The 26,373-nt window shown below is 47.7% G+C and carries 19 protein-coding genes; 14 read left to right on the forward strand and 5 right to left on the reverse strand.

The genetic code is table 11. The features are described from left to right. Nucleotide 1 precedes the first annotated feature (1 nt). Together J2S36_RS01355 and J2S36_RS01360 are read right to left on the reverse strand one after the other, a co-directional pair. Nucleotides 2-748, reverse strand: coding sequence for a hypothetical protein (locus tag J2S36_RS01355; protein ID WP_309954777.1), 747 nt, complete (start codon nucleotides 746-748; stop codon nucleotides 2-4). A 21-nt stretch (nucleotides 749-769) separates the two neighbouring features. Next, nucleotides 770-2,098: a DUF349 domain-containing protein gene (locus tag J2S36_RS01360; protein WP_309954779.1), complete on the reverse strand. Its 1,329-nt coding sequence runs from the start codon at nucleotides 2,096-2,098 to the stop codon at nucleotides 770-772. Nucleotides 2,099-2,355: 257 nt separating this feature from the next. Between J2S36_RS01360 and J2S36_RS01365 the strand changes: the two genes are divergently transcribed. Continuing rightward, entirely contained in the window at nucleotides 2,356-3,078 is a 723-nt protein-coding gene (locus J2S36_RS01365; protein ID WP_309954781.1) for an MBL fold metallo-hydrolase, read from the forward strand. A gap of 174 nt (nucleotides 3,079-3,252) precedes the next feature. Continuing rightward, nucleotides 3,253-4,581 carry a histidine--tRNA ligase gene (gene hisS / locus J2S36_RS01370; RefSeq protein WP_309954783.1) on the forward strand — a complete coding sequence of 443 codons (1,329 nt, stop codon included), beginning with the start codon at nucleotides 3,253-3,255 and terminating at the stop codon, nucleotides 4,579-4,581. Nucleotides 4,582-4,745: 164 nt separating this feature from the next. Here hisS and J2S36_RS01375 read toward each other — a convergent pair whose 3' ends face one another. Further along, the gene (locus J2S36_RS01375) at nucleotides 4,746-6,704 is read right to left on the reverse strand and encodes a DEAD/DEAH box helicase (protein ID WP_309954785.1); all 1,959 of its coding nucleotides are present in this window, start codon (nucleotides 6,702-6,704) and stop codon (nucleotides 4,746-4,748) included. A gap of 195 nt (nucleotides 6,705-6,899) precedes the next feature. Next, on the reverse strand, nucleotides 6,900-8,411 hold the full coding sequence (locus J2S36_RS01380) for an MFS transporter (RefSeq protein ID WP_309954787.1): 1,512 nt from the start codon (nucleotides 8,409-8,411) through the stop codon (nucleotides 6,900-6,902). A 333-nt stretch (nucleotides 8,412-8,744) separates the two neighbouring features. Here J2S36_RS01380 and aspS point away from each other — a divergent pair, with 333 nt between their 5' ends. Beyond that, the gene (aspS, locus tag J2S36_RS01385; protein WP_309954789.1) at nucleotides 8,745-10,559 is read left to right on the forward strand and encodes an aspartate--tRNA ligase; all 1,815 of its coding nucleotides are present in this window, start codon (nucleotides 8,745-8,747) and stop codon (nucleotides 10,557-10,559) included. A 147-nt stretch (nucleotides 10,560-10,706) separates the two neighbouring features. Beyond that, entirely contained in the window at nucleotides 10,707-11,600 is an 894-nt protein-coding gene (locus J2S36_RS01390; RefSeq protein ID WP_309954791.1) for a GNAT family N-acetyltransferase, read from the forward strand. 69 nt (nucleotides 11,601-11,669) lie between these two features. Here the strand turns inward: J2S36_RS01390 and J2S36_RS01395 are convergent, their stop codons facing one another. Then, on the reverse strand, nucleotides 11,670-14,135 hold the full coding sequence (locus J2S36_RS01395) for an MMPL family transporter (RefSeq protein WP_309954793.1): 2,466 nt from the start codon (nucleotides 14,133-14,135) through the stop codon (nucleotides 11,670-11,672). 109 nt (nucleotides 14,136-14,244) lie between these two features. Here J2S36_RS01395 and J2S36_RS01400 point away from each other — a divergent pair, with 109 nt between their 5' ends. From J2S36_RS01400 to aroB, 10 genes are all read left to right on the forward strand, one after another. Beyond that, nucleotides 14,245-15,726, forward strand: a complete 1,482-nt coding sequence (locus J2S36_RS01400; RefSeq protein WP_374717324.1) for a replication-associated recombination protein A — start codon at nucleotides 14,245-14,247, stop codon at nucleotides 15,724-15,726. Nucleotides 15,727-15,896: 170 nt separating this feature from the next. Continuing rightward, entirely contained in the window at nucleotides 15,897-16,517 is a 621-nt protein-coding gene (gene rpsD / locus J2S36_RS01405; RefSeq protein WP_309954795.1) for a 30S ribosomal protein S4, read from the forward strand. Nucleotides 16,518-16,639: 122 nt separating this feature from the next. After that, the gene (locus tag J2S36_RS01410) at nucleotides 16,640-17,014 is read left to right on the forward strand and encodes a DUF948 domain-containing protein (protein WP_309954797.1); all 375 of its coding nucleotides are present in this window, start codon (nucleotides 16,640-16,642) and stop codon (nucleotides 17,012-17,014) included. 208 nt (nucleotides 17,015-17,222) lie between these two features. Then, entirely contained in the window at nucleotides 17,223-19,892 is a 2,670-nt protein-coding gene (gene alaS / locus J2S36_RS01415) for an alanine--tRNA ligase (RefSeq protein WP_309954799.1), read from the forward strand. A gap of 71 nt (nucleotides 19,893-19,963) precedes the next feature. Further along, nucleotides 19,964-20,527: a Holliday junction resolvase RuvX gene (ruvX, locus tag J2S36_RS01420; RefSeq protein WP_309954801.1), complete on the forward strand. Its 564-nt coding sequence runs from the start codon at nucleotides 19,964-19,966 to the stop codon at nucleotides 20,525-20,527. 161 nt (nucleotides 20,528-20,688) lie between these two features. Beyond that, nucleotides 20,689-21,813, forward strand: a complete 1,125-nt coding sequence (gene mltG / locus J2S36_RS01425) for an endolytic transglycosylase MltG (protein WP_309954803.1) — start codon at nucleotides 20,689-20,691, stop codon at nucleotides 21,811-21,813. 15 nt (nucleotides 21,814-21,828) lie between these two features. Beyond that, on the forward strand, nucleotides 21,829-22,737 hold the full coding sequence (locus J2S36_RS01430) for a shikimate dehydrogenase (RefSeq protein WP_309954805.1): 909 nt from the start codon (nucleotides 21,829-21,831) through the stop codon (nucleotides 22,735-22,737). Between the two features lie 164 nt (nucleotides 22,738-22,901). After that, complete coding sequence (locus tag J2S36_RS01435) at nucleotides 22,902-23,492, forward strand: hypothetical protein (RefSeq protein ID WP_309954807.1); 591 nt, start codon at nucleotides 22,902-22,904, stop codon at nucleotides 23,490-23,492. Nucleotides 23,493-23,515: 23 nt separating this feature from the next. Beyond that, nucleotides 23,516-24,745 carry a chorismate synthase gene (aroC, locus tag J2S36_RS01440; protein WP_309954809.1) on the forward strand — a complete coding sequence of 410 codons (1,230 nt, stop codon included), beginning with the start codon at nucleotides 23,516-23,518 and terminating at the stop codon, nucleotides 24,743-24,745. Then, a complete protein-coding gene (gene aroB / locus J2S36_RS01445; RefSeq protein ID WP_309954811.1) occupies nucleotides 24,746-26,341 on the forward strand; it encodes a 3-dehydroquinate synthase in 1,596 nt (531 codons plus the stop codon). Nucleotides 26,342-26,373: the final 32 nt, after the last annotated feature.

The raw sequence follows: 26,373 nt of genomic DNA on the forward strand, positions 1-26,373 counted from the left end.
TTTACGCCAGGGAAGTGCTGCTGAGATTTTCAAGTTGCTTCAATGAACGTACTTCACGCAGTTGAGTTAGTACACTCCGGACTTTTCCGATACCTTGTTTGCCGTGCATATTTTCGCTGAAACTATGAATTTTAGCGATATTCGTGCCGCAGCGAATCAACTTTGGAATTGCGCAAATTCCAAGTTCGAGATCAGAAAGAAGTAAATCAATTGCTGTCCGTTCAAGCGAGGTCACTTTTACATCAGCAATTCTGGTGAGATGATTATTAGGAATAATTCGGCGTATCGTATTTTTCTTTTGATGCCTATTAGTTGCTGCTACATCAACTTTCCGGAGCATATTTGCATTTGTATAGCCGGTATGGAGCCAAAGCGCTGAAGCCTGGATGAGCACATCTTCACGGCTGATAAAAGGCTGGATCGCTAGCGCACGCAATGCAGGAGAAGATATCGCAGCATAGGCTGCAAAATGCTTTTCGGGTAATTCAAAATAGTATTCGGGATATGCGCGATAATGGTTTAGAGCTGCGAGATCATGTGCGTACGCTAAGGGGTATTCGTTATGGATGGAAGGTGGATTGTTGTGATATTTTGCGCTTGTTCGCGAAATATTCAGTTTCCCTGTTTGGTGTTTGCCCCATATCGAGTTTAGTTTCTGCCAGGGAGCGCTATTGGAAGCGGGAGAAAGTGGTAATTCTTGATTCACGTTAAAAATATAAGTGATGCCGTGGGAAATTATTTTCCGCACGGCATCACTGTGGAATCTTTCTTAACTATCCAAAACTGTGGATAACCAAGCTTTACGAGCTTCTAGAGCGTCAGTGTATTCCTTAATCTTCTGCTCATCTCCAGCGCTTTGTGCTTGTGCCAGCTGCTCTTCGAGCTCTGTGATGAGGGCTTGCAATTGCGCTGCCATTCCCATTGAGCGTTCATTAAGCTCTGAATCAGCATCAGCCCATTGCTGATTTTCAGCATCACGAATTGCACGCTCAATCTCGCGCATTCTTCCCTCGGTACGAGTTACATCAGCCCGCGGTACTCGGCCAATTGCATCCCACTTCTCACCAATTGCGCGAATCTGTGCCTTGGCATATTCAACATCTTCCACCGGAAGCAGTTTCTCTGCCTCAGCAAGTAGCGCAAGCTTGGCCGTCAGATTTGCACCAAATTCTTCATCAATAGCTGCATTATGCCCTGCGCGTGCATCAAAGAATACTTGTTGCGCGGCACGGAAGCGTTCCCAAAGCTTATCGTCATCCTTCTTGGTAGATCTTCCCGCTCGCTTCCATTCTTCTAATAGGTCGCGGTAAGCAGCTGCAGTATTTCCCCAATCAGAAGAGTCTTGCAGCTTTTCAGCACGTTTGATGATATCTTCCTTCAATGCAATTGTTTGCTTCCGCTGTGCATCTAATTCTGAGAAATGCTGCCGGCGATGCCGATCAAACTTTGTGCGAGCTGCTGAAAAACGCTTCCACAACTCATCTTCGGTTGCACGATCGATCCGTGCCCCTTTGCGCTGCGCTTGTTTCCATTGGTCGAGAAGCTGCGCTAATTCATCACGAGAATTACGCCAATGGATTCTGCCAACCTCTTGCTCCGCAATCGCTTCAGCCCGTTCAACGATTTCAGTGCGCAATGTAAGCGCTTCGGCTTTTGCCTGTGCACGCTGTGCAGCCACAACTTCTGCACGCTGTGCGATCTTCACTTCCGCATCCTGAGCACGCTCACGAAGAGATTCCACGTCACCCACCACGGCAGGCTCGACTAATTCATTATTAATCGTCTGCAGCGATTTACGAGCTTCCTCAGGAGAAATATGCTCAAGGCGGGTTTCGAGTAAGGCAACTTGGGCCTGTAAATCGAGGAATCTGCGTACATACAGATTGAGCGCGTCAGTAGCTGTACCACCTGCTGTATACTGACCGACTAGGCGTTCACCTTCAGGCAGGCGCAGGTATACATTTCCGTCTTCATCCACGCGCCCCCATTTTGCAGCAGCAAGCGCAGCTTCGTCAGTACCTGATTTGAGTGTAGCTGTAGGCAAGACATGAGCTTTGGGTGTGGGGACTGGCTTGATGTTTTGCGTGTTATCGGCCATGATGCTCCTTAAAAAGTTCAGCCGGGGTCAGGGATTCAAAATCCGCACCGTTCACGGTAATTTGATTGATAGAACAGTTTTAGTTTACGCGTATTTCGCGATAATTGTGCATTCTCTTCGTGAAAATGCTGAAGTTTTTCCAAGTAATCTTATTTTGGGCATTGAATTTTACAAACACACGCTGATTTTTCATCTCCAAGAGCAGCTATACAAGATCTAGTTAGCTCATCAGGGGTGCACGCGAGTATGCTGAAGATATGATTATTTTGCGCTACTCTAGGACTTTTCTCGACGCAAATTGCTATCTTTTAGCCGATACTCATCAACGGGTGGCTTTGGTAGTTGATCCAGGTGCAGGCTCACGCTTCTGGATTCAGCAAATGCTTGAGACGCATGGGCTGCAGCTCGGTGCTGTATTGCTCACGCATGGGCATGCAGATCATGTCTGGGATGTGAGCGCATTTGCTGGCGATGTACCGGTATACGTGCCAGCACCAGATTTATATCGTTTGGAAGATCCACTTGCCTCGCTCGGAATGCCGCAATTCGCTTTGGCTTTTCCGCGCATGGGAGTCGATGAATGGTGCAAACCTGCAAATCTGCAGGAAGTGCCAAAATCGGCGTATACAGATAGTTTTGAATTTGTGCCGGGAGTGACGGTGCGAGCCGTTGCGACACCAGGGCACACTGAAGGATCTTCCGTCTTCCTTTTTGACGGGCGCAGTGATTTTTCGGCTGATGAAGCAATTTTGCAAACTGATCGGGAAGAGCATTTTATGCTCAGCGGCGATGTGATTTTCAAAAATGGGATCGGACGCACGGATTTGCCAGGCGGTGATTCGCAAAAAATGGCTGCCTCTTTACGTTTTCTGATCAATGTGATCCGTCCAGAAACTTACCTTTTACCTGGTCATGGTGAATATACAACGATGTTCCATGAAACACGGCATTCTCCGTACCTGCATTCAGTGATGAGTTGAATGTATCGCAAATAGCTATCAGATCAGTTCCACTAAGTTTAGCTTGATCGCATTTCTTGATCGCCATCCGAATTTCGTCAGCTAAACTGAAAACGTTATTAAGAGTTGAAGAGAAAACCGCAAATATGCGGTGCATTATTTGTGCCGCATCGAGTACTCACGAAAGTAAATAAAATGGCAAAAATTGCACCTTTATCTGGATTTCCTGAATGGCTCCCAGAAAGTCGTCTAGCTGAGCAAGCCGTACTTGATACGCTGCGGAAAACTTTCGAGTTACATGGATTTTCTGGAATTGAAACGCGCGCCGTTGAGCCAATTTCGCAACTGCTTGCAAAGGGTGAAACATCAAAAGAGATCTATCTGCTTTCACGGTTACAAGATCTCGACGGATCAAAAGCTCCTGAACTAGGATTACATTTTGATCTCACAGTGCCGCTGGCACGCTATGTGCTGGAGCATGCCGGGCATCTGGATTTTCCATTCCGGCGATATCAGATTCAAAAAGTTTGGCGCGGCGAACGTCCGCAAGATGGTCGATTCCGAGAGTTTTATCAGGCAGACGTAGATGTAGTAGGGCAGGATACTTTAGCTTTCCACCATGAGATTGAGCTTCCACTCGTGATGGTTGATGCGCTTGGAAAATTACCATTACCGAAGATCACGATACATGCATCAAACCGAAAAGTAGCACAAGGCTTCTACGAAGCAATTGGGATTGAAAATATCGAAGAAACACTGCGGATTATCGATAAGCTCGAAAAAGTTGGACCACGTGCAGTGCAGCAGATGCTTGCAGCAAATGTTGGTGCAACTGATGCACAAATCACTGCGGCACTCTCACTCGCGCAGATTCGGGCGAATGACGCAAGTGTCGCCGATCAGGTACTTGCGCTCGGCTACCGCAACGAATTATTAGAAACTGGTCTTGACGAGTTGGTGCGCTTAGTTGAAGGAGCTAATGAACTGATTCCGGGATCATTAATCGCAAATCTGCAGATTGCTCGTGGACTCGATTACTATACGGGTTCAGTCTATGAATCGGTAATGGACGGGCATGAAGATTTAGGTTCAGTATGCTCCGGTGGTCGTTATGATTCGCTAGTGAGCGATGGAAAACGTACTTTCCCCGGAGTGGGTCTTTCAATTGGTGTTTCACGGATGCTTTCACGTGTGATTTCGCAGGGAGTGATTGGTGCAAGTCGCAAGGTCCCAACCGTGGTACTGATCGCAGTGAATGACGAGAATGCACGTGCACATGCGGCAAAAACCGCAATGATTTTACGCCGTCGCGGGATCGCGGCAGAAGTTTCACCAAGTTCAGCAAAGTTTGGGAAACAGATCAAATATGCCGATAAACGTGGGATCCCATACGTTTGGTTTACTACCGAAGATGGAGAGCAGGTGAAAGATATCCGCTCTGGAGCACAATCCACAGTGGATATCGCTGATTGGATGCCTCCAGTCGCTGATTTGTATCCGCAATTAGTCTCGGAGAATTTTTGAAATCCGAGTTGCCAGCAAAGCTGAAAATTCAGTAGAAACTTAAATCTTGTCGAAATCAAAAAATCGCAGATGCATTGCAGCTCTGTCAGTAGTCAATAATTACTGACAGAGCTGCAATGTTTTTTTCTATTTTACTCAGCGCAAGCGAGCTATTTGATCATATCTCAGGAGCTGTGCTTCCCAAATCCGCGATGCGTCAAATTCCGGTTGTGCTTTGCAAACGAGCCGAATTTACCTTTTCGCTTGTGCTGCTTTCCGCTCCGGCGTTCGTCACGGCTCATTGATTCGAGACGGGCACGTTTTTCCTGCCCAAATTTTTTATCGGCACGATATTTCCGAGTTTGGGCTTCAGTATATTCATGTTCACGATCAGATTTTGTTCGGCGCTGCAGATCACGGTTCAAATGTTTCGATTTGGTTCCACCAGGCCCACGATCGCGGGAAATAGCTAGTGCACGTCCTTGCACTTTTGCTCGTGCAATTTTACGTAACGTTTTCTCATCGAGCTCATCGGCAAATTCAACAATTGAAAAGGAGGGGTAAATATCGATCCGGCCCAGTTGGGAACTATTTAATCCGCTCTCGCCGGTGATTGCGCCCACGATCGAGCCTGGTTTTACACCGTCACGTTTGCCAACTTCGACTCGGTACATGGTGCCAATGCCGTCAAAAGTGCGCGCTTTTCCAGATTCTTTGCGGCGTCTGCTCTGCTTTGCATCGTCGCGGGCAGAATCTTCAAATTTAGCGGTGAGGATATCAGGTTCATTGTCTGACTCCTGCGGACCGAAATCACGTACAGCGAGTGCCATGAGCGCAAGCAAAAGCTGCTTTTCAGAAAGTTTTTCCCCTTCTGAGTTGATCTTTTCTGGATCATTTGTTGCTGAATCCTGTGAAAGATATTTTGAAAGTACTTCCTCATAAACCCAAAGGCGCCCGGAATGATACCTTGTTTCGGCTTGTTGGATCAGTTTTTGTGCGCGATAAGCTGAGACTTCAGCTGGCGTTGGAAGCTCTACCTGGCTCATTTTTGATTTTGTGACGGCTTCAATTTTTCGCAATCGAGAACGCTCTTTGGGAGTGACGAAAGTAAGTGCAAGCCCCTCCCGGCCAGCTCGACCTGTGCGTCCGATACGATGTACGTATGTGTCTATTTCGCGCGGTACATCGAAATTGACGACTAAACCGATCCGCTCTACATCCAGACCGCGTGCTGCCACATCAGTCGCAACAAGCACATCGAGAAAACCAGAGCGCAGCCGGTTTACGAGTTTCTCACGTTCTGTTTGTGCAACATCTCCAGAAAGCGCAGCAGCATGTACCCCGCGAGCCGTCAATTCGAGAGATAATTCTTCTGCGGTTGCGCGGGTGCGCACAAAAACCAAGGCAGCATCAGCCGAACTGGTCGCAAGTACCCGCGATAGCGCACCGATCTTATGCCGATTTGGTACTACTGCGAAAGTTTGCTCGATCGTATCGACGGTGGAGGCAGCCGGAGTGATTGTAATTTCGATCGGATCATGCAAATGCGCAGTTGCAATATTTCGGATCGCTTTTGGCATCGTCGCAGAAAATAGTGCAGAAACGCGTTCATCAGGCAATTCACCAGCGATTTTTTCGACATCTTCAGCAAAACCCATCCGCAACATTTCGTCAGCTTCATCTAGGACAAAATATCGCACGTGTGCCAATTTGAGTGCGCCGCGATCCATTAAATCCATGATTCGCCCAGGCGTACCGACTACTACTTGTGCGCCGTCTTTCAGTGCACTCAGCTGCGGGCCGTAGGCGCTTCCACCATAAACTGCAACGACATTTAATTCTGCAGTTTGCGCAGCGAAAGTGCGAATTGCAGCTGCACCTTGTAAAGCGAGTTCACGTGTCGGAGCAAGGACGAGTGCCTGTACGTTTTTCTCGGCAGGAAGCACATGAGTAAGCATCGGCAGACCGAAAGCTGCCGTTTTTCCGGTACCAGTTTGTGCTACACCTACCACATCATTTCCCGCAATGAGATGCGGAATAGCTTCGCGTTGAATATCGGTTGGGTGCTGAAAGCCAAGATTATTGATTGCCTGCAAAATATCTGTTGGCAAATTTAAATCAGAGAAAGTAATTTCGTTATGCATCTTTGGTGTTTATCCATCTGTTTGTTCGGTTAGCCTAGAGTGTAAAAAACTAAACAATTTACACTTTGCCGAAAACCCACACATTAAACACACGAAACTCGGCACAAGGCAGGCGCGCTTATTCTTTGCAACGCCTTCACAAACATACGCGCTCTAAGCTTCGAAAGTGCAATTCAAATCGGTGAGATGCCACACCTATTTGACTTTCTCATTCTTTCCCATCTTGATCCGCCCAGTGATGCACAGACCAAGTACGATAATTACCCCGGCAAAACCTAAGGCATAGAGGTATGCAAGGAAGCCTGCTGGCTCAGCGAAGGCGAAGATGATTCCGCCAAATGCGATCAGCACAGCAGCACCCAAGGTATCAGACACTTGGATCGCTGAGGAGGTTTGCCCATGCCGTTCCGCTGGTGTGAGTGCAAGCGCATGCGCTGAAAGGGCAGGGTAGACTAAGCCGATTCCGAAAGAAGCAATCAGCCAGCCGATGTAGACCGCGATCCCGCTTACTTCAGAAAATATCCCAAGGAAGGTAATGAGCGTTCCAATCAGCTGAAGTGTGGATGCAATCACTGGGAGTTTTGCCCGCAGCTGCGGGTCAAAAATTCTTCCTTGGATCCATGAACCAATTGCCCACGTAATTGAGCCAACCGTAAGCACCATCCCCGCAGCCGTCGGTGAATATCCGTGTAGATTTTTCAACATTAGCGGGAGGAAGAGTTCGACGGTTAAATATGAGCCGTTTATCAGACCACGATAAAACACCGTAGCTGGAAGCCCCGGTGTGACTCTGAACGTATGCGGAGGCAGGAGCGGACGCACGGCTGCGAAAACAACGATCGTAAGCACTGCAATCGAGAGGAAGGTCAGTGCGGTGAAGTCCGCAGCTTTTGTACCAGAGATAATTTGCAGTGCCCCAACTGACACGCCAGCGAGTGTTGCGAAAGTAATTACGCGTGGTAAGTGAGCAATTTTCGCAGTGCTATGAGTATTCGGGAATTGCCGCATTTTCAGCATGATAAGTGGTATTGCAAAAATCACCAGTACTGCCGGAAGCCCGAAAACCCAACGCCAGCTTAAATGTTCAACGAGTAATCCGGCAAGCATCGGACCAATCAGTGAAGGGAGGATCCAAGCGGCAGCAAAAGCGGCAAAGAACGCCGGTTGGCTGCGCGGTGGCACAAATTTCGCAATCATCACGTATAACGGCACCACGATCAGCCCGCCGCCAAATCCTTGAATCGCACGGCCGAGCACTAAAAGCTCAATATTCATTGCAGCGGTTGCAAAAAGTAAGCCAAGTACAAAGAATGTGATCCCAGTGTAGAAAATTGGTTTCGGTCCGCGTGCATCACACCAGGGGCCTGCCAAGACGGTAGTGATAAGCTGCGTTGCAAGCACGATCCCGGAAGCAAGTGCATACATGTGTTCTCCATGTAATTCCTCAACTACAAAGGGCATTGCAGTAGCTACTGCAATCACTTCAAATGCGACTAATGAAATTACTGATACAGAGATGATCTTTAACCACAAACAAAGATTTGTAGCGACTGCTTTTTGTACTTCATATTTTGTTTCTTGCGGTGCCGATGGCACATCCGTAGTTGGATATTTATCGCGATTTATCCCAGAGTTTACCGGCTCTGCTGTGGCGTTTGCATTTTCAGAATTCGCCACCTGGCTGCGATGCTTGCTGAAAAATGCCATGAAAGCCTGCTCCCTTTAAGAAAACGATTTTTGAATCTAGTGAAGTTATGTGGTGTGTTTCGATGTTGCAGCGGATTTTGCTGCAGCTTTGTATTTATTGTATTTAATTTGGTAGTTCTATTGCACAAATCTCCTTGCACTAATGCTATGCTCTCAAGTTCATTGCAAAGCATGCAATTTGCGCTGCTGTGAATTTCGGCTCCCCACAAACGGCAGCTTTTTATCTTATTTACAAGGGGCGTAAAATAATGCGCGTGGCAAGCCCCCGTCTCGGGCTGCCTGTAGCCCGCTCGTCTCGCGGGTGAATTTAAGTACAACTGAAAGAGGTTTCAAGTGCTCCGCACTCGGATGGCAGGATCCCTGCGTAAAGAAGATATTGGTCAGACCGTTACCCTTACAGGCTGGGTAGATCGGCGCCGTGATCATGGTGGAATTGCTTTCATTGATTTGCGCGATGCTTCAGGTATTGCGCAGGTAACGATTCGTGAAGAAGTAGCGCATGAATTACGTTCCGAGTTTGTCGTGAAAGTTACTGGCGTAGTGAATGAACGCCCTGAAGGAAATGCAAATGCTGCGCTGCCAACTGGTGATGTGGAAGTTGCAGCCAGTGAAGTTGAAGTGCTTAATCCTTCCGCACCATTGCCATTCCAAGTTTCAGATCATGCTGAAGACGGCGGCAGCGTGAATGAAGAAACCCGCTTGAAATACCGCTATCTTGATTTACGTCGTTCATTTGAGCAAAAAGCGATCCGCTTGCGCGCGAAGGTTTCGCAAGCTGCGCGCCGGGTCCTTGACGGGCATGATTTTGTGGAAATTGAAACCCCGACATTGATTCGCTCCACGCCAGAAGGTGCTCGTGATTTTATTGTACCGGCACGTCTTGCGCCTGGTTCATGGTATGCGCTCCCACAATCGCCGCAGCTCTTCAAACAGCTGTTGATGGTAGCTGGGATGGAGCGTTACTACCAAATTGCACGCTGCTATCGTGACGAAGATTTCCGTGCTGACCGTCAGCCTGAATTTACACAGCTTGATATTGAAATGTCATTTGTAAATCAAGAAGATGTCATGGCTGTAGCTGAAGATATCATTAAAGAAGTTTGGGGGCTGATTGGCGTAGAGATCCCAACCCCGATTCCGCACATGCCATACAAGGAAGCAATGGAGCGCTTTGGATCCGATAAGCCTGATCTGCGTTTCGGCTATGAGCTTGTTGATCTTACTGATTATTTCAAAGAAACCCCGTTTCGAGTATTCCAAGCACCATACGTGGGTGCGGTCGTGATGCCTGGTGGTGGTTCTCAGCCGCGCCGGACCTTTGATAAATGGCAAGAGTGGGCGAAAGCACGTGGTGCGAAAGGTCTTGCCTACGTGACGGTAAATGAAGACGGCACACTTGGTGGTCCGGTAGCAAAGAACATCTCAGAAAGTGAACGTGCAGGTTTGGTCGAAGCTACTGGCGCAAAACCAGGAGACTGCATCTTCTTTGGCGCAGGTGAGCCTACTGCTTCGCGTGATTTGCTGGGTGCGGCCCGTCTTGAAATTGGAAAACGTTGCGGCTTGATCAATGAAGACGACTGGGCTTTCGTCTGGGTTGTGGATGCGCCTTTGTTTAAGCCAACAAAGGACGCTGAAGCTGAAGGTGATGTAGCAGTTGCTGGCGGTGCTTGGACAGCTGTGCATCACGCATTCACTTCGCCAAAACCAGAATGGTTAGACAAATTCGATCAAGATCCAGGCAATGCCCTTGCCTATGCATACGATATCGTCTGCAATGGAAACGAAATTGGTGGCGGCTCGATCCGAATCCATCAGCGCGATGTGCAGCAAAGAATTTTCCAGGTCATGGGTCTTGACCAAGAAACTGCGCAGGAAAAGTTTGGTTTCTTACTCGATGCTTTCAAGTTTGGTGCACCACCGCATGGTGGGATTGCATTCGGTTGGGATCGGATCGTCGCTTTGCTGACTAAAGCACCGTCGATTCGTGATGTGATCGCATTCCCGAAGATTGGTAACGGCTGGGATCCAATGACTGACGCTCCAGCACCGATCACTGCGCAGCAGCGGAAAGAAGCAGGTGTTGATGCAAAGCCGAAGGAGAAGCGCTCGGCAACTGCGGAAAACAGCACAGAGAATGTAAAAATGTAGTGAACTGAGCAGAAATCACAATCATCAATAAATGGGTGCAAGTGTTTCGCTTTCAAGCGATACTTGCACCCACATTTTTGAGTGTGTTTTCCAGTTTGCACGGTATTTAAAAACATCAATACAGTAACAGGTAATGACAATATCTAGATGGGAAAAATGAAATTTAACTTTGGGGAAGGTGCAAAGTCTGCTTTTTGGATGCTCGAAGTTGGGGCACGTGCATTACCACCACACACCGACGTGCTTTATCGTTACTTTGGTGAAGATGTGGCGATCAGACTTACGCAAACTGCGCTTTCGTATCCAGAAAATGCAAAAGTCCCGCAGTATGTGCTCAATGCTTTTGGTATTGGCACTGCTGGCGTGGCTGAACTGGAAAAAGTTGCAGAAAAATATCCGCGTCCAGATTTGACGATGATCGATCAGCGAATTTTTCAAGCATTACCGTTGGAATTAAAAAACTATTACGGTCCATGCTGGGGTGAAGCATGGGAATTTTTCTATGCTTTGAATCCGATTTCGGAAGTTTCTCAGACCACACAAGTAGCGCGGCTTCCTGCAGGATCTGAGGAAACTATTGCCGCATTAGCTGAAATTGAAAAAGTGCTGCGCAAATCGATCAAAGAATCGCATGCGTTGAATCAGATGGAGCACTTTGACTGGTTTGTACATCGTCTGCCAAATGGTACGATCAGCGCAGCAATGGGGGTCGAAGCAGATGCACATCCTGATCCGCAGGAATATCAGCAGCTCATTGGAATGGACTTGCGGCAAGCATTGCGGGAAGAATCACGAAATTTGGATAAATCACGAGTACGTTCGGTGCATTTTGCGGGTCTTGGCGCTGATCCGCAATATCGCGGGAAAGGCTTTGGCACAGCAGTGATGGTGGCAGCCATCAACTGGCACTTGGAAAACGGATATGACTTTATCCGGTTTGGCATGTGGGATTGGAATCATCGTGCCCGCAGCCTATATCAGCGCCTTGGCATCTCAGCAAATGGGAAAGTGATTCTTGGGCGTGCACAAAAATGGCGTTAGCGAAGATTCTCAGTACCGTGAGCTAGTTCTACTTCGCTACATCCATAGATCTGGCTCACGGTATTGGTATTAATGCACAAGTTTGAATTTTTCATAGAATTTTAGCAATGGTTTTGGCGCCCACCAATTCCATTTACCCATGAGGGTCATCAAAGATGGCACCAGCAGCATTCGGACGAGCGTGGCATCAACAAAGACGATCACTGCAAGAACTACGCCAATTTGCTTGACCGGCATTAATTCTCCAAGCGAGAAGCCAATAAAGACGGCAATAATAATTGCTGCAGCAGCAGTGATGATCCTCCCTGATTGCTGTAAACCGCGCTCAACGGCTGCGTCATTACTCATCCCCAAATCCCAGTATTCTTTGATGCGCGCAATCAAAAATACTTCATAGTCCATTGCTAAGCCGAAGCCAAAGGCAGCTGCGCAAGCTACCACAAATGTTTCTAAACCGTGGCTCACTGGCATTCCAAAGAGTCCGTTTTCAAATATAAACAGCGCAATCCCAGTTGAAGAAACTAACGAAAGCGTATTTATTAAAAGTGCTTTTAGCGGCACGATCAACGATCCAGTCAGTAGGAAGAGCAATACAAATACTGCGGAGATAATCACGATTGCCGCAGCAGGTGCTCCCGCGATAATTGCTTGGGTGAAATCAAGTTGCATTGCTGCTGATCCGCCGACGTAAACTGGGAATCCCAGATCGAGAGCGCGAATCTGATGCACCAGATCTGTTACTTCTTTTCCGACAGCATCTGCTGCATCGGTGTAAATCGAAATATTTACGCCTGAATCAAAATTATTTGGTTCACTGACCCGCTGGACATGATCCATTTCCTGAATTTCTGCGATCAGATCACTTGTGTTCGCCGAAGTAGTTTCTGCATAAATTGTGATATCAGGCGTTTGGAATAGTGGATAGTGGGTCTTGATTTCTTCCATTGCAGCAGCTACCGGGGTATCTTGCGGTACATATTCGACGAAATTGGAACGCATCCGTAAATCTTTGATCGGCATCGCGGAAATCATCAAAATCGCCGTCACTGCAATCAACACTCTCCACGGACGAGCGTGCACCCAGGCAGCTAATGCAGAAAAAATGCCGCGTTTTTCCGAAGCGTCGCCGAGATGGCGGAAAAGAAAGGAAATTCCTGGGATACGAGAAAGTGGAGAAGGCTGCAGGAGACGAATCCCGAGGAGGACGATACACGCAGGCACCAGGGTGACTGCCGTGAGTACTGCAAATAACGTCACCAACACGCCGCCAGTACCAATGATTTGAATCATCGGAGCTTTAATCAAGAATAGGCCAGCAATCGAGACAGCAATCGTGATCGCAGAGAAGGAAACAGTGCGACCGGCAGTGAGTACCGTCTCGCTCACTGCATCACGGATCAATGGCATAATTTGGGTTTTTCGTTGTTTTAATTCGGCAGGTGTAAACGCGATTTGACCTAATTTTCCCTGGATAATCTCGCGATATCGCGAAACCACCAACAGCCCGTAATCAATGGAAAGTGCAAGGCCGGTAATCGAAAGGATATTTAAGACAAAAGAATCAACATTGGTGACAAAGGTGATAGACCAAATCAAACCCATTGCGATTCCAATTGCCGTCAATGCGCCTGCAAGCGGCAAGCCCGCAGCAAGGATTCCGCCAAAAACCAGGATCATTAACAGGAGCGCGATCGGCAACCCGGCTATCTCACCATGAATCAAGTCTGCTGCCACCTGCTGCAAGATCACATCTTGGATCACCGTCTTTGACACGATCTCTACTACTGCATATTTCATTCCGTGTGCGCGCAATACTTGTTGATATTGCTGAAAACTGGACACAACTGCAGCATGTGCAGCTGGATGGATCCCGGGTGCAAGTTCTACCAGCATTGCGTATCCGGTAGCTGCATTACCGTCATTTTCCGGCATAAAATCAGCTGCTGGATTTTTCAAATCTGCTGTTTTTGCCGCAAACTCACTTTTTACTTTAGCCGTGATTTGCGCAGTGATTTCAGCTCGTACTTTTGCTTTGATCTGAGCTTCAGTTTGCTCTCGCAGCGAGCTTGGAAGAAGTTGCAGCTGTGTTTTTTGTGCTGCAAGAGTTTGCGTGATTGCTGCCGTTATTTGCGGCTGAGCATTATTAATCGTTTCCTGCAGTGCTTTTTCTTCTTCTTTTGCCAGCTCTGCTTTAAATTTTTCATCGATTTTGATTGGATCAAGCACCTGCGCAACATTTTCAATTTCGGCGATTTGCTGATTCAACTCCAATAGTGCATTTTTTGATTCTTGCAGCGATACGCCTTGGATGATTGCGGTTATTTTTTCACCAGATTCTTCACTACTCGTCTTTTTCGCTACAATATCTGATTCTGAACCGGGAACGAGTGAAGACGAAGATTCGATGCGCTGAAATAGATTTCCTTGACCAAATCCCGAAAGCGCAGCAGTAAAGCCCAATACAAGCAGAACACACCAGAGGATCACATACACTAAAGGGCGTTTCGCCACAGATTTGCCAAGGAACGTAAACATGCTTATATTCTAGTGCGCTGCGGATCAAAATTTGTATGAGATCGAAAATCATTTGTGGAAAGCAAACTTAGAAGCAGTATTAACGAGATTTTGCAGCTAGAATCGCTTTGTGGATTTGTTCTCAGATGCAGCACAGCTTCAAGCTGGTATACCAAACTCAACCCAGGTAAATGCCCCACTTGCGGTGCGAATGCGCCCACGCACGATCGATGAGGTCGTTGGGCAAGATCATCTGCTTGGGCCTGGCCAACCATTGCGGCGATTAATCGAGGCACGCGGGGAAGGTGCGCCTGCGGCAATTTTTCTTTGGGGGCCTCCTGGCATCGGAAAAACTACACTCGCTTATCTCACCGCAAGCAGTTCGCAACGAAATTTCGTAGAAGTATCAGCTGTTTCAGCGGGCGTTAAAGAACTTCGTTCAGTAATTGATACCGCAAAAGATCATTTACTCATTTCCGGGCAGGAAACAATTCTCTTTGTTGATGAAGTACATCGGTTCTCAAAAGCCCAACAAGATGTGTTGCTTCCGGCTGTTGAAAATCGTTGGGTAATCTTGCTTGCCGCAACAACTGAAAACCCGTCTTTTTCAGTTATTTCTCCACTCCTTTCGAGATCTCTGTTGCTTACTTTGCATCCTTTATCCGGGGAAGATATTGGAGTGATCATTGATCGTGCTCTTCATGACGAGCGCGGTTTTGCTGCTGAGATTGCACTCGAATCCGAGGCACGAGCCGAAATAGTACGTTTAGCGGGCAATGACGGACGGCGTGCGCTAACAATCCTTGAAGCAGCAGCGAGTCAAGCTGTGCCAATTGCACAAGATCCAGGCTCGCTGCGTGAATCGGAGCCGAACGGGCAGAAAGCCGATCAAAATGCTGCAAAGGATCATTTCGCCGCTGCTGCAGAAACCGAATCAGAAATGATTTTAGATCCTCAACCACAGCAGCTGATTACTTTGGAAGTAGTGCGAAAAGCTATCGACACCTATGCGATCCGTTATGACCGTTCTGGAGATCAGCACTACAACGTGATTTCAGCATTTATTAAATCAATTCGTGGTTCAGATGTAGATGCAGCCATGCACTATTTGGCAAGAATGCTTGAAGCTGGCGAAGATCCGCGGTTTATTGCACGGCGTTTAATGATTTCGGCAGCTGAAGATATCGGGATCGCTGATCCGTCAGCATTACAGACGGCAACTGCAGCAGCCCAAGCAGTAGCGCTTGTGGGGATGCCCGAAGCGCGGATAATTCTCGCCGAAGCCGTAGTACATTTGGCGACGGCTGCAAAGTCGAATCGCGCATATCAGGCGATCAATGCCGCAATTGCTGATATCCGCAGTGGAAATTATGGGCAAGTACCGGTGCACCTATGGGATCAAAGTGCCTTGGCATCGCGAGTTATGGCACAGCAAACGGGGGAAGCGCGAGAGTATCAGTATGCGCACGATGCACCTGGATCAATTGTGAAACAGCAATACTTACCTGATGGAATGACTGGAAAACGTTACTATATCCCAACGAATCACGGTTATGAAGCGAAAATCACAGAGCGGTTAGCAAAAATCAATCAGGCATTAGGAAAAGAATAATGCTAGAATTTCGGGGTTGCTCGCTTGCGGTATCGATATTGAATTGATCAGATTTCGCTTTGCTGGGTAGCCAGATCAGCAAATCAATTGGTTTGCGCAAACCTGGGATCTTAGCCAAAAGGTTGATCCCACAGTGAAAACTGTGCCATTAGACGACAGGAGAAAAAATAATGGCTCTTAACCGTTCACGTAAGTCTGTGCGTCAATCACGCGCACTTGGAATTGCTCTTACCCCAAAGGCTGAAAAATACATGGCTCGCCGTCCTTACCGTCCAGGTGAGCATGGTCGCGGTCGCGTGAAGGAATCCGATTATTCGGTACGTTTGAAGGAAAAGCAGCGTTTGCGCGCACAATACGGGATCCGTGAAGCACAGCTGCGCAAGGTATGGGACGAAGCTCGTCGGCAAGATGGTCTTGCTGGTGAAAACTTGGTCGAATTGCTCGAAATGCGTCTTGATGCGCTTGTGCTCCGTGCAGGTTTCGCTCGCACTATCGCACAGGCACGTCAGGTAGTTGTGCACCGTCACATTGTAGTTGACGGTCAGATCGTTGATCGTCCGTCATTCCGAGTAAAGCCTGGTCAAGTTGTGCAGGTGAAGCCACGTTCACAAACATCTTCACAGTTCCTGGTTGCAGCACAAGGTCAGCATGCAGATGTGCTTCCAGCAGTGCCAGAATATATGAAGGTAGATTTGCCAAAGTTGCGTTTTGAGCTTGTTCGCCGTCCAAAGCGCGCAGAAGTGCCAGTCACCTGTGATGTGCAGATGGTGGTCGAACACTACTCTCGTTAATTTTTTGGAAAATACAGCGCGCCGCGTCAACAGATGTGGCGCGCTGTGCTATTTGCTAATAGTGTGAAAATCACTCTTATTTACAAACTAATTATCCCTGGCATTGAGATAGGCTTTGATACATGGCAGAAATTACACTTGGGCAGATTGCCGGGCTGATTGCGGCACTTGCGTTTCTTGTACTTGTATATTTTTCGATCAAACCACTGCAGCGTTTATCCGGTGTACTCGAACGGATGGCTGAAAGCCTGCGTGAACTCACCGAACATACTCTTCCAGCAATTGATGAAGCTGCAAAAACTGTGGGTGAGGCGAATCGGCAAGTACAAAAGCTTGATGCAATTACTGAAGCTGCTGCACGTACATCGGAAGATATTTCTGCAATGACGACGCTGGTAACTTCAACCGTTGGTGCGCCATTTCTTGCTGCGCGAAAGGGAGCCGAGAAGTTAAAAGGTGTATTTACCGCGAAAAATGATCGGCCAGAAGCTGATTAAGTTTCGGATCGAGAGAAACTTGAAATCACTGCCAATAAAACGGCTGTTGATTCTAGCTAAGATTTTCATTTCAAAATTTTCTTCCACCTGATCCACAGCATTGAACGCCATTCATCGAGGTGGCATTTACTTTTGTCGATCCAGAACAGTTAAAATAGATAGACTCTGAATTAAAAAATAATCATCCCAAAATCTCAAAGGAACCCAAATGCGTAGTGCTGAAATCCGAAATCGTTGGCTCGAATATTTCCGCAAGCATGATCATGAAATCGTGCCCAGTGTGCCGCTGGTTTCGCCAGATCCGTCGATCCTCTTCACGATTGCTGGAATGGTTCCCTTTATTCCGTATATCGTCGGTACTGAGCCGGCACCGTTCCCGCGCGCAGCTTCAGTGCAAAAATGTATCCGCACGAATGATATTGACAATGTGGGTCGCACAACCCGTCATGGAACATTTTTCCAAATGTGCGGTAATTTCTCATTCGGCGATTATTTCAAAGAAGGCGCAATCGATTTGGCTTTCGGATTGCTTACGGCAAAGCGTGCAGATGGTGGCTTTGAGCTCGATGGCGATCGGCTTTGGGTGACGATTTGGGATGAAGACCAGGTAGCTTACGATGAGCTGACGAAGAAAGTCGGGCTTGATCCGAAGCATATCGTAAAACTCAAGCGAGAAGAGATTTTCTGGTCCACTGGTCAGCCCGGGCCAGCAGGGCCTTGTGCTGAAATCCATTATGATCGTGGGCCAGAGTACGGTCCGGAAGCAGTTGGCGGTACGGTAGATCCAGGTGGCGATCGCTACTTGGAGATTTGGAATCTGGTGTTTGATGAATTCCTCCGCGGTGAAGGGGAGGGGAAAGACTTCCCGATCCTCGGGCGGCTAGATCAAACCGCAATTGATACGGGTGCTGGTCTTGAACGGATTGCTTTCTTGTTGCAGGATAAAGCAAATATGTATGAGACGGATCAGGTCTATCCAGTGATTGCTGCAGCGGAAGAGCTTTCCGGGAAAAAATATGGGGTAAAAGAAGCTGATGATGTATTGATGCGGCTGATTGCCGACCATGTACGTTCCTCTTTGATGCTGATTGGTGACGGAGTACGACCAGGAAATGACGGACGCGGCTACGTGTTACGCCGTCTAATTCGCCGTTCAGTACGCTCAATGCGGCTCCTTGGCGTAGAAGAAACTACACTCCCACTTTTACTGCCGGCTTCGATGAATGCAATGAAGGAAACATATCCGGAAGTAGCACAGGATTTCGAGCGTATTTCTGAGATTGCATATCAAGAAGAAGATGCTTTCTTACGCACTTTATCAGCGGGTACCCAGATTTTTGATTTAGCTGTTGCGAAGGCAAAACTTGGGGCAAAAGTATTGCCAGGTGCAGATGCTTTCACCCTGCATGATACATATGGATTCCCGATTGATATTACTCTTGAAATGGCTCACGAACAGGGGATTTCCGTAGACGAAGGCGAATTCCGGCGGCTCATGCAGGAGCAAAAGGATCGCGCACGAGCAGATGCGCAAGCAAAGAAAACAGGGCATGTGGACGCCACGATTTACCATGAGTTGCAAGAAAAATCCGGCGGCAAAACACATTTCTTGGGCTATACCGAAACTGCAGCTGAAGCAAAAGTACTTGGGATTTTGCTTGCCGGGCAGTCGGTACCAGCAGCGCAAGCACCAGCTGAAGTTGATGTAGTACTTGATGCTACGCCTTTCTGGGCAGAACAAGGCGGACAACTTGCAGATCATGGAACGATTTCCGTAGCTGGCGGCGGTATTATCGATGTGGCAGATGTACAAATGCCAGTGAAGGGATTATTTGTACATCGAGGTACACTCACTGAGGGTGCTGTAGCTCTTGATGATGTCGTCTTTGCACAAATTGATACAGTTCGGCGTGGTCAGATTGCCCGAGCTCACACTGCTACTCATATGATTCACAAGGCTTTACATGAGCATCTTGGTGAGCAGGCGACGCAGGCTGGTTCAGAAAATTCCCCATCACGGTTGCGTTTCGATTTCCGGCATGGTCAGCAAATTCCACTTGATGTACTCACTTCAATTGAAGCTCGTGTAAATGACAGACTCCAAGAGAATCTGCCAGTCACAGATCAAATTATGAGCATTGATGATGCGAAGGCAGCCGGTGCGATGGCACTCTTTGGCGAGAAATATGGCAAAGAGGTGCGAATGGTTTCGATCGGTGATACCTGGAGCCGTGAACTTTGCGCTGGCACACATGTGCGAGATGCGGGTGAACTGGGCTTAGTAACACTTCTGGGCGAATCTTCAATTGGTTCAGGCGTACGGCGGATTGAAGCTTTAGTGGGAGCTGGAGCGTATGCGGCAGGTGCTAAAGAACGTGCAATTCTGGCGCAGATTGGTGCACTGACTCATGTGCGCAGCGAGGAGTTACCAGAACATATTGACGCATTACTCGGGAAACTGAAAGCTGCTGAGAAAGAGATCGCAAAACTTCGGCAAGCGAAAATTGCGGCATCATTCGATACCTTGCTTGAAAATGCGAGTGAACTGCGGGGAGTGAAATTCGTTCAGCATAACTTCGGTGAAGTGGCTGCAGTAGATGAATTGCGTAATGCTGCATCAGAAATTCGCACTCGGCTTGGAGATATTGCCGGTACAGTATCCGTCTTTGGGATTGCGAAAGGGCGCCCGCTCGTAGTAATTGCAACTACACCAGCTGCTCGTGAGCTCGGAGTAAAAGCCGGTAGATTGGTATCTGTAGCTGCTAAAACCCTTGGCGGAGGCGGCGGTGGCCGTGATGATATGGCGCAAGGCGGCGGGCAAGATCCGGCACAGATTGCAGCAGCGATGGCTGCTGTCGAAGGCACACTAAAGAACTAAATACATTTTGGCGCTTACAGCATTTGGCTTTTGCAATGTAAGCGCCAAATGCTATTTGGATGGAGCTATTTTTGATCTCACAGAATCAGGGCGGAGACGATTCCGATCAGCAAAATAATCAAGATGCCTCTCTTGCGGTAAATCCAGAAAATCGAGGCAATCGAAAAATCCGTGCTGGCGTGCGGATATCTGTGGATGTTGGTCTTGCACGTGTGGGAGTAGCGCGGAGCGATACAGATGGCATCATGGCGTTGCCAGTGAATACTTTTACACGTGAAGTAGACGATTTTGCAGGCGTATTAAATTTACTTGAGTTATTTCATGTACTCGAAATTTATGTCGGCTTGCCGTTAAATATGGATGGCTCAGAGGGGAAAGCTGCAAAAGGTGCACGCCGCTGGGCAAACCGCCTGAAGCGGATGATTACTAATAAATACTACGGCTTTGGGCCTGAGATTCGGATGATCGATGAACGTCTGACTACCGTTACCGCGCATCAGCAGTTAACTCAAGCTGGCAAAAAAATGGTGGCTCATCGCGCTGTGGTTGACCAACAAGCAGCGATCATAATTCTCGAAGGTGCGCTTGAAAGGGAACGTAATTCGGGGCAGATCCCCGGGATAGCGCTGGAATAAAAAAATTTTTCCGACTTTGTTGGTACTACTGGTAATGCCGTCATTGAAGCAAACTCACAGTTAGAAAACTAAGCCTTTCTCTTTCGTCTGTGTTATAAAACTGTTATATACATTTATCTGCAAATATGTTTATTTGCTCGAAGCGTAAAGGATTAGCTGCTTTGGTTGAAATTTTTGAAACGAATGCAGGATTCCCTCAGAATCACTCGCGGCGTCAAAAGAGCCGAAAAACGCGTGCACGCCAATATGCGGCATGGGTGATTTCATTGTTTTCAATTATGCTGATCGTGATGTCACTGGTGATTGTTTGGCCACGGATCTCGGCACTGCTGCACAGCCCAAAATATGAAGATTACCAAGGAAATGGCAATGGCAACGAAGTAGTTATTGAAATTCCGAAGGATGCTACAGGCACAGAAATTGGTACGATTTTGGCAAAAGAGGGCATAGTTGCTTCAAAGCAGGCTTTCACCAAAGCTTTTACTGAAAATCCACGAGCTAATTCAATTCAATCCGGCACATTTAAGCTTCAGCAAAAGATGTCTGGTGCAAGTGCTGTTTCTGCTCTTTTAGATCCCGCAAACAGGGCAGAGATTCGCGTGACGATCCCTGAAGGATTTCGCAAAACACAAGTTTTCCAGCGTATTGCAAACGTGCTGAAAGTTTCTCCAGAAGCAGTTGCGAAAGCTGCGGAAAACGCTGCCGCAATCGGTTTGCCAGCAGAGGCAAATGGCGATATTGAAGGCTGGATCGCGCCATTGACCTATGAGCTGAAACCGGATACGAATGCTACCGAAGTTTTGAAATTAATGGTCAGCCATCGGATCAAAGAACTTGAAAATCTTGGGCTGCCACGCGATAAATGGTTACGTACTTTGACGATTGCCTCAATTGCGCAGCGTGAAGTGAGCTATCCACAAGAATATGCGAAAGTGGCACGAGTGATCGAAAACCGTCTCACTGATAACTCAGAAACAAATGGCTTACTACAAATGGATTCAACCGTGATGTACGGTTTGCAGAAGACTGAATCTGTTCCAACTGCTGAAGATTTAGCCGATGAGAACCCCTACAACACCTATAAACACAAGGGGCTTCCACCCGGTCCAATTTCTAACCCTTCACGGCAGGCGATCGAAGGCGCGATGAATCCGGCAAGCGGCGACTGGCTCTATTTCGTCACCGTAAATCTTGATACGGGCGAGACAAAGTTTACGAATACGTTGAAAGAACATGAGAAATATGTAGCTGAGTTCCGTGCCTGGTACGATAAAAATCGCAGATAATTGGGGGAGTATTCGATGAATAGCTCGGTGCGTACACGAGCTGCAGTGGTTGGAAATCCGATTGCGCACTCGCTTTCACCACAGCTGCATACTGCCGGTTGGAATGCTGTAAATTTTACAAAAATTGAATTACCCGCAGCTGGACTTGCTTCATTTTTACAAGAATGTGATGATTCTTGGGCAGGAATTGCGGTGACAATGCCGTTGAAATACGAGGCGGTAAAAGCAGCCGATATTGTTGACGGACTTGCGAAAGCGGTTGGGTCTGCAAACACAATCGTATTCCAGCCTACTGGGGCAAATTCGCGTTTATGTGTCGCATTCAATACAGACGTGGCGGGGATCGTAAATGCGATTCGTGAAAGTACCGAAACGGTCAGATTCCAAAGAGGCGTGATCCTTGGTTCTGGTGCCACTGCATCGTCAGCGCTTGCTGCGATGGTTGAATTAGGTGTCGCAGATATTACCGTTTGTGCACGGCGTGCAGGCGGCCCCAATACTGTATTTGCAGCCGCGCATCGTCTGCATTTAGATCTTCAATATCTTCCGCTTGAAAGTATCCAATGCGCACAGCGAATTGCCGAAAGCGATTTAGTTATTTCCACTCTGCCGGCGCATATTGCTGATCCAATTGCCAGGCAGCTGAAAAAACTTAGCTTCGCTGATTCTGCTGAAAATGCCTCTGGCACAGCGCCGCTTGCTGGCAAAGTGCTATTGGACGTCATTTATGATCCATCGCCGACGGAGCTGATGTCAGCATGGGAGAGTGCGCACGGTACGGTGGCTCCAGGGTGGTTGATGTTGTTGCATCAGGCAATTGACCAGGCACGACTTTTTACCGGAAAAATGCCTGATGTATCAGCAATGCGTAGTGCTTTACGAAAGGCACTTGCTGAGCGTGATGCTTTTCGGTGGAAGAACTGACTTGGGAAAATAAATTCTGTACTCGTATTGAATAGGTTTAGCTAGCTAGCTGAAGTGTGCACTGCTTCTCACGAGATTATCCACAAGATGCTCTTTTGGATTCATTTTGCACAGGCTAAAAACATCATTGACGCAAAATATTTGTGCTGTTTTATGCTCAAATCATGAACCAAAGTCAGTTTCTCACGCTTGCAATTCTTACTTTTGCGCCACTATTAATCAATGGAATTTTTGATGCATTCACTGGATATTTATTCCGTCCGCTCAGTGATTTTGCGATTTTTACCGTAATTTTTGGAAGTCTCAGCTTATGCTGTTTTGCACAATTACATCCAAGAAAGATCATCATTGCCCTTATGACCATGCTCCTGATACTTTCGATGCTCCAGGTGATCGCGAAATCTGCAACGCCTGCCAAAACCGGTATTGGCGCGCTTGGTCAAGGTGATTATCGTGTCTATGCAGCAACCAGTTATTTATGCGCGCTGCACAGCGTATCGTCGGCATTTATCGCAGTGATGCTTTCTGGATGCATCATGCTACTGATATTCGGATTTATCCGTGGGAAAAATTTCTTCACTGATCCAAAAATCTTATCTGCTCAGGCAATCAGCGAAAACTTGCCCACAAGCAGGAACGAAAACAGTTTTCAGGATCAGCTTAACCAGCTGTACCGGAGAAAGCGGGCGCCAATGGGACTGCCGATCGTAATCTCTGCCGGATTAGTGGTATTTGGGCAAATTGCGCAAATATAAGCTGAACGTGGCACAATCAAATCATGATTAAGTGGAGTACAGCAGGAGAATCACATGGTTCAGCATTGCTGGCATTGATTGAAGGAATGCCAGCAGGAGTTGAAATTGAGAGCACGAAAATTTCTCGTGAGCTTGAACGTCGGAGGCTTGGTTACGGGCGCGGGAGCAGACAGAAATTTGAAGCAGATCGGATTGAGTTGATTTCCGGCATCCGGCACGGGAAAACTCTGGGTTCACCTATCTCTGTATTGATCCACAATTCTGAATGGCCAAAATGGAAAACGGTGATGAGCGCTGATCCTGTAGACCCGGCAGCATTACAGATTGATGCAGGCGTTGGTGATACCCGCGAAATTGCGCGGAATCGAAAGCTAACTAAGCCGCGCCCAGGGCACGCTGATCTGGTGGGAATGAATAAATATGGATTTACAGATGCACGGAATGTGCTTGAGCGTGCATCAGCAAGAGAAACTGCAGCACGTGTGGCACTTGGCGCAATTGCAAAAGAGTATTTACGACAAGTAGCACACATCGAAATTGGTTCCCAAGTGCTGCAAGTTGGTTCTGTTTCAGGCCCCGAATCGCTCCGCGGAAATTTCACGCCTGATAATTTTTCTGATCTCGATGCTTCTCCCGTCCGAACCCTTGATCTTGATCTCGAAAATAGATTTATTGCTGAAATTGATGCAGCAAAAAAGGCTGGCGATACTTTGGGTGGAGTAGTTGAAATAGTTGCCTTCAATGTGCCACAGGCATTAGGTACTTATACAATTGCTGCAGAACGCCTTGATGCACAGATTGCTGCTGCGATGATGTCGATCCAGGCAGTAAAAGGTGTGGAGATTGGCGATGGTTTCCGCAGCGCAGGGCGCAGGGGGAGCGCGGCTCATGATGAGATTTTTCCGGCAAGCGCAGAAAACTCAGATACGCTCTTCCGTAAAACGAATCGTGCAGGCGGAATTGAAGGAGGAATGAGTAATGGCGAGCCAGTGGTAGTGCGTTTAGCCTATAAACCAATTTCGACCGTTCCACATGCTCTTTCGACTATCGATACAGAAACTGGGCAGGCAGCCACAGCATTGCACCAACGTTCCGATACGACAGCGGTGATACCAGGGGCAGTAATTGGCGAATCAATGCTTGCACTCGTGCTTGCACGCGCACTGAATTCTCAGATCGGTGGAGATAGTATGCGCCAAGCGAAAGAAAATCTTCATTCTTTCATCAATTCGATTCCGCAGGAGCGTAGATAAATGACGGCTCCAAAGGCAATTTTCATCGGAATGCCCGGTGTTGGGAAATCTGCCGTCGGTAGGCGCGTTGCAAAGCGGATGGGCTTAGATTTTGCAGATACTGATTGGTTGATTGAAGAACGTACTGGCAAGAGCATCGAAGAAATTTTCGCGCATGACGGAGAAGCCGTCTTCCGTGAAATTGAAGCTGATGTGATTGCTGCGGCATTGCAAGATTTTTCAGGGATTCTTTCACTTGGAGGAGGGGCAATTACGCATCCCCGGACGCAGGAGTTATTGCGCACGCAAAGAGTGATCTTGATTGAAGCTGAAGATCATGTTTTAGCTACACGCTTGCGCAATTCACCAAATATTCGTCCAATATTGGCTGACGATGTTGAGGCTCGACTCGGGCAAATCAGGAAAACTCGTTTGCCGATATATCGCTCGCTTGCATCTGAAGTATTAATTTCTAATGAAGAACCAGTTTATTCGGTAGTGGAGGATGCAATGGCAACGATCGATTCTGCCCATAATATCGTGAAAGTAGCTGGTGAAAAGGAATATCGAGTAATAATCGGGAGGCATCTGCAATCTGCCATCCTTTCACAGGCGCAGCGCTATCCGGCTGCACTAATAATTTGCGCTCCGCAATTAGCGCAGCTGGCGCAATCTTTGCAGCGAAAATTAAAGATCTGCGGAGTGCAAGTAGAAATTTTCATGCTGCCGTGCGGTGAAGCTGCGAAAGATGTGCAGGTGCTCGCTGCAGCCTGGGAAGCAGCTGGCAAACATCATCTTGGCCGCGATGGCTTAATTATTACTGTGGGCGGGGGCGCAACAACGGATCTTGGGGGATTTGTTGCTGCTACATGGCTGCGCGGGATAGATGTAATTCATGTACCAACTACACTGCTGGGCATGGTTGACGCGGCGATTGGCGGAAAAACTGGAATCAATACTGGTGCAGGAAAAAATCTTGCAGGATCATTCCATGCGCCCGTCGGCGTATACTGCGATTTGGATACTCTCGCGACTCTGCCAATTGATGAAATTCGCGCTGGTATGGGGGAAGTAATCAAATGCGGTTTCATTGCTGATAAGGAAATTTTGCAGTTAGTCGCACAGCACGGTCGGAATATTTTGAATTGGCAAAATCCTGGACTTACCGAAAGCATTTTCCGTGCAATAAAAGTGAAAGCCGAGATCGTCTCAAGTGATTTTCGTGAGAGCGGAATGCGCGAGTTTTTGAATTACGGGCACACATTTGGCCATGCGATCGAACGTGCTGAAGATTATCAGAAACGTCATGGAGAAGCTGTGGCAATTGGTTGCGTATTTGCCAGTGCCTTAGCTGAGGCTGCACAAATTGCGCCACCGGGATTTACAAAATTGCATCATGACGCTTTTCTGGCGCTCGGGTTGCCTGTAGCATATCCGCAAGGAAAACGGGATGAATTGTCTTACTTCATGTATGCAGATAAAAAAGTACGGCAAGGAGAGTTGCGCTTTGTGATTTTACGTCATATCGGTCAGCCCGAAATCATCACGAATCCAAGTCAGGAAGTTCTTGATAAAGCATTCACAGCAATTGGTATTCATTCTGCATCGGTGGCGTAAACTTGAATTCGTTTCGATAGCAAAATCTGAGG

Origin of the sequence: Arcanobacterium hippocoleae (assembly GCF_031456295.1) — a bacterium.
GTDB classification, from domain to species: domain Bacteria; phylum Actinomycetota; class Actinomycetes; order Actinomycetales; family Actinomycetaceae; genus Arcanobacterium_A; species Arcanobacterium_A hippocoleae.